At 65.7% G+C, this 5,099-nt stretch carries 5 protein-coding genes and 1 pseudogene; all 6 read right to left on the minus strand.

Annotation, left to right across the window (positions count from 1 at the left end; genetic code table 11):
* Positions 1-276: pseudogene (locus CH256_RS08155) on the minus strand (hypothetical protein); the annotation flags it as partial.
* A gap of 38 nt (positions 277-314) precedes the next feature.
* Entirely contained in the window at positions 315-1,184 is an 870-nt protein-coding gene (locus CH256_RS08160) for a TM2 domain-containing protein (RefSeq protein WP_256989396.1), read from the minus strand.
* Entirely contained in the window at positions 1,177-2,196 is a 1,020-nt protein-coding gene (lgt, locus tag CH256_RS08165; RefSeq protein ID WP_256989397.1) for a prolipoprotein diacylglyceryl transferase, read from the minus strand. Before lgt ends, CH256_RS08160 begins: the two co-directional genes overlap by 8 nt.
* Positions 2,193-2,996 carry a tryptophan synthase subunit alpha gene (trpA, locus tag CH256_RS08170; RefSeq protein ID WP_068052599.1) on the minus strand — a complete coding sequence of 268 codons (804 nt, stop codon included), beginning with the start codon at positions 2,994-2,996 and terminating at the stop codon, positions 2,193-2,195. The genes lgt and trpA overlap by 4 nt, the downstream gene beginning before the upstream one ends.
* Positions 2,993-4,264 (minus strand): tryptophan synthase subunit beta, encoded by a 1,272-nt coding sequence (trpB, locus tag CH256_RS08175; RefSeq protein ID WP_094640387.1) that lies wholly within the window; start codon positions 4,262-4,264, stop codon positions 2,993-2,995. The genes trpA and trpB overlap by 4 nt, the downstream gene beginning before the upstream one ends.
* A gap of 108 nt (positions 4,265-4,372) precedes the next feature.
* A partial coding sequence (gene trpC / locus CH256_RS08180; protein WP_094669242.1) for an indole-3-glycerol phosphate synthase TrpC occupies positions 4,373-5,099 on the minus strand: 727 nt, incomplete at its 5' end.

The following is a 5,099-nucleotide window of genomic DNA, read 5'->3' on the forward strand; positions in this document are numbered from 1 at the left end:
CTGTTGGCCGCCGTACTGGGGAGCGCCGTACTGGCCGGACCCCTCGGATGGCGGTGGGTAACCGGTGCCGGGCGGAGGTCCGAACTGCTGACCCTGATCACCGGCACCAGGGGTGTTCGGGGTGCCGTGGTTCGGGGTCGTGTACTTGGGGTCGGGTGCGCCGTAGACGGGACCCGATCCTGTAGGGGTGTTCTTCTCGAACGAGATCGTCGGCTCCGTCGAACCGGATCCGTCTTCCGGCGAACCGTTGGACGGCCATTTACCTGAGTCACTCACGTCGGGCTCCCTTGTGCGGATGCGGTGCGAACAAGGGCTCAGTCTCTCAGTTTTCGCCCCTGAGGGTCCGTCACATTGCCCACCAGTATCAGCACGCCGTCGACGAGGTGCCAGACGAACAGCCCGAACAACACGATCAGTCCGAGGCCGAACACTGCCGTGAGCAGCACCCCGAAGAAGAACAGGAGCAGCTGGGCGACACCGATCCCGATACTGCCGAGATAGAAGCGACCGACACCCAACCAGCCGAGAAATATCTGCAACAGGCCGCCGACGATCTTGGACTTGTCCGACAGCGGCTCGCCGGTCATCGGATCACGCCCGTACGGCGCATCGGGGCCTACACCGAACCCGGGTCCGCCCTGGTAGCCAGGGGGTACGCCATAGCCCTGCTGGCCGTAGCTCTGTTGCGGGAAACCCTGCTGGCCGTACCCCTGCTGTGGGTAGCCCTGCTGTTGATAACCCGGCTGTGGGTAACCCTGCTGACCGAAATTCTGTGGCTGGCCGTACCCCTGTTGCGGATAGCCCTGCTGCGGATAACTCTGTTGCGAATAGCCCTGCTGGCCGTAACCCTGCTGTGGATAACCGGGGGGTGGTGGGAATCCACCCAGCGGATTGTCGGTACTGCCGTCCGGACTCGGCGCCGGGTAGCTCGGTGTGCTGGACCAACCCGGCCCGTTTCCGATACCCGAGTACGTGTCCCACCCCGGACCCGTGGGGCCGGTCGGACCGTGCGAGGGCGCGGACTCCGAGGTTCCGGGCGGCTCCGAGAGCGACGCTTCGGCGGTGGCGTCGTAGTCGAACGGCGTGCCGAACGATGCGGTCGGCTCGGTCGCGTTGTCGCTGGAATCAGCAGTGCCGGAACCCGGCTCGGGCTCGGGTCCAGGGGTCTTGTCGAAATCAACCACGCGTACTGCCTTCTTCCTCGGCTTTCTTGTCGGACGTCCCAGCGGGCTGCACGTCGGCGGTGCCCGCGTCCGTGGTGTCGTCGACCGGCGTCGGGCGCGAGCCTGTCGCATCCGACGAGGTGACCTCGGAGACCTCGCGATCCTCGTCGTCGTTCGACCTCAGCGTTGCCGGTTCTTCTCGGCCCTTGGTGGCGATCACGAAGTACGCGACCGCCAGAACGAAGATGATGGCGGAGGTGAAAGTGTTGATGCGGATACCGGCGATCGTCGTGGCGAAGTCGTCGCGCATGAGTTCCACCCAGAACCGCCCCGCGCAGTATCCGGCAACGTACAGCGCGAACAGTCGACCGTGGCCGATCGTGTACTTGCGGTCCACGAGAACCAGAAGGACGACGACCGCGACGCTCCACAACAGCTCGTACAGGAACGTCGGATGCACCACTTTTTCCACGAAACCGGTCGAGACTCCGTTGAGTGGATCGAGCCGTCCGTTGGCGTCGACCCGCTCGTAGATCTCCAGACCCCACGGCTGGGTGGTGGCACGGCCGTACAGTTCCTGGTTGAAGTAGTTGCCGATGCGGCCGATCGCCTGGGCGAGCAGAATCGGTGGGCCGACGGCGTCACCGAATGCCGGCAACGGAATTCCGCGTCGACGGCAGGCGATCCAGGCACCGACGCCGCCGAGGAACACCGCTCCCCAGATTCCCAATCCGCCGTTCCAGACGTACAACGCTTCGATCGGGTTTCCGCCGGGACCGAAGTAGGTCTTCCAGTCGGTTGCGACGTGGTACAGACGCCCGCCCAGCAGCCCGAACGGGACGGCCCAGACTGCGACGTCGAGGACTGTGCCCTTGGTTCCGCCTCGGGCCACCCAGCGTCGATCACCCCACACCACGGAAACGACGATGCCGATGATGATGAACAGGGCGTAGGCCCGCAGAGCCAACGGTCCGACGTGCCACACCCCCTGCGGCGGACTGGGAATGTAGGCCAGGATCGCGGTCGAAGTCACGACGCTACGTTAGCGGAACGGACACCCTCGGCGAGTTCCGTCGTCAGGTCGCGCACGGCGTCGAGTCCCTTGTCCACGGCACTGACCAATGCCGAACCGACGATCACGGCGTCGGCATACCGGGCGATCTCGGCAGCCTGCGCACCGGAACGGACACCGAGGCCGACACCGATCGGGATGTCGGAGTGCTCACGAATGCGCGCCGAGAGCGCGGGGGCCATCGAGGACACCGCGTCGCGGGCTCCGGTGACGCCCATAGTCGAGGCCGCGTAGACGAAGCCGCTACTTGCTTCGACGGTGCTGACGAGCCGCTCCTCGGTCGACGACGGAGCGACGAGGAAGATTCGGTCGAGTTCGTAGCGGTTCGAGACCTCGATCCATTCCTGCGCCTCGTCGGGAATGAGATCCGGAGTGATGATTCCGAGCCCACCAGCGCCTGCGAGATCCCGCGCGAAGTTCTCGATGCCGTACTTGAGCACCAGGTTCCAGTAGGTCATGACAACCGCTTTTCCGCCCGCGGCAGAGACCTGCTCGGTGACTGCGAACACGTCCTTGACCCGAGCACCGGCTCGCAGCGCAACGTCGGCTGCAGCCTGAATCGTGGGGCCGTCCATCACCGGATCGGAATACGGAATGCCCACCTCGACGATGTCGCATCCGGCGTCGACCATGGTCTTGAACACCTCGACCGAGCGCGGCACGGTCGGAAAACCCGCGGGTAGGTATCCGACGAGTGCTGCGCGCCCTTCGGCACGGCACTGCGCGAAGGTCCCCGAGAGGCGAGAGTCGTTGTTGCTCATGGCTTGATCCCCACTTCGTCGTCCACGTTCGCTTCGCCGCCTCCGTCGATCAGCCCGAACCACTCGGCCGCGGTGTCGACATCCTTGTCGCCACGCCCGGAGAGGTTGACCAGGATGATCGCGCCTTCACCCAACTCCCTGCCGAGTGTCAATGCACCGGCGATGGCATGCGAGGACTCGATGGCCGGAATGATGCCTTCGGTGCGGCACAGCAGCTTGAAGGCGTTCATCGCCTCGGTATCGGTGATGCCGCGGTACTCGGCGCGCCCGATGTCGTGCAGGTACGAATGCTCCGGACCGACGCCCGGGTAGTCCAACCCCGCCGAGATGGAGTGGGAGTCGACGGTCTGACCGTCCTCGTCCTGCAGCAGATACGAGTAGGCACCGTGCAGCGCTCCCGGGGTTCCACCGCTGATGGTCGCGGCGTGGCGACCCGTCTCGACGCCGTCACCTGCCGCCTCGAAACCGATCAGTCGAACGTCGGCGTCGTCGATGAAGGCGTGGAAGATGCCGATCGCGTTGGAGCCACCGCCGACGCAGGCAGCGATGGCGTCGGGCAGCCTGCCCGTGGACGCGAGCACCTGCTGCCGCGCTTCGAGGCCGATGATGCGCTGGAAGTCGCGCACCATGACCGGGAACGGGTGCGGCCCGGCGACAGTGCCGAAGCAGTAGTACGTGTTGTCCGCGTGGGTGACCCAGTCGCGCAGCGCCTCGTTGATCGCGTCCTTGAGAGTGCGTGAACCGGACTTCACTGCGACGACTTCCGACCCGAGCAAACGCATTCGGGCGACGTTGAGGGCCTGGCGCTCGGTGTCGACCTCGCCCATGTAGACGACGCAGTCGAGACCCATCAGCGCACAGGCCGTGGCGGTCGCGACGCCGTGTTGACCGGCACCTGTCTCCGCGATGACACGAGTCTTGCCCATCCGCTTGGCGAGCAAAACCTGGCCGAGAACGTTGTTGATCTTGTGAGAACCGGTGTGGTTGAGGTCTTCTCGCTTGAGAAGAATACGAGCGCCGCCGGCGTGCTCGGACAGCCGTGTCGCCTCGAAGACCGGTGACGGGCGACCGGTGTAATCGCGCTGCAGTCGGTCGAGTTCAGCGAGGAACTCGTTGTCGCTGCGCACCTTCTCGTACTCGGCGGTGACTTCCTCGATCACACCCATCAGAGCCTCGGGCACGAATCTGCCGCCGTAGACGCCGAAGTGGCCACCCACATCGGGCTCGTGCGCGCTGCGATCGGTGAGGCCGATGCTGCTCTGCGGCAGATCAGCGCCCTTGAAACGGACTGCCTGCGGGGCGTCCGTGGTGAAAGAAGAATTGCTGGTGCTCACCGGTCCAGTGTGCCCCAACGGCGGACCGCAGCCGCGCTCGGGTCAGCGTGCGGGCTTGGGGCACGACGGATGCGTTCCGGCCGTCACCAGGTCCGAGACGGCCGTGCGTGGATCCCCTGCCGTGACCAAGCCCTCGCCGACGAGTACCGCGTCGGCACCGGCACCGGCGTAGGCGAGCAGATCTGCAGTGCCCCGCACCCCGGACTCCGCGATACGGATGATCTCGCTGGGCAACCCGGGCGCGATACGGCCGAAGCTGTCACGATCGATCTCGAGCGTCTTCAGATTGCGGGCGTTGATACCGATGACGCTGGCACCGGCTTCGAGGGCGCGATCCGCTTCGGCCTCGGTGTGCACCTCGACGAGCGCAGTCATCCCCAGCGACTCGGTGCGGTCGAGCAACGAGGTCAACGCATCCTGTTCCAGTGCCGCGACGATCAGCAAGATGACATCGGCACCGTGGGCCCGAGCCTCGTGGATCTGGTACGGACCGACGATGAAGTCCTTGCGCAGCACGGGAATCGAGACGGCGGCCCGGACCGCGTCGAGGTCTGCGAGTGAACCGTGGAACCGACGCTCCTCGGTGAGAACGCTGATGATGCGAGCGCCGCCCTGCTCGTACGCGCGAGCGAGAACAGCCGGATCACCGATGTCTGCCAACGCGCCCTTGGACGGGCTCGCCCGCTTCACTTCGGCGATGACGCCGATGCCGTCCTCACGGAGGGCAGCTGCCGCGTCGAGGGGGGCCGGGGCTGCTTTCGCTGCTGCT

The organism is Rhodococcus sp. 05-2254-6 (assembly GCF_002258565.1).
In the GTDB taxonomy this organism is placed as follows: Bacteria; Actinomycetota; Actinomycetes; order Mycobacteriales; family Mycobacteriaceae; genus Rhodococcoides.

Excerpts from the sequence above, each read along its gene's own strand:
- trpA (WP_068052599.1), bottom strand. The coding sequence starts at position 2,996 with ATGAGCAACAACGACTCTCGCCTCTCGGGGACCTTCGCGCAGTGCCGT.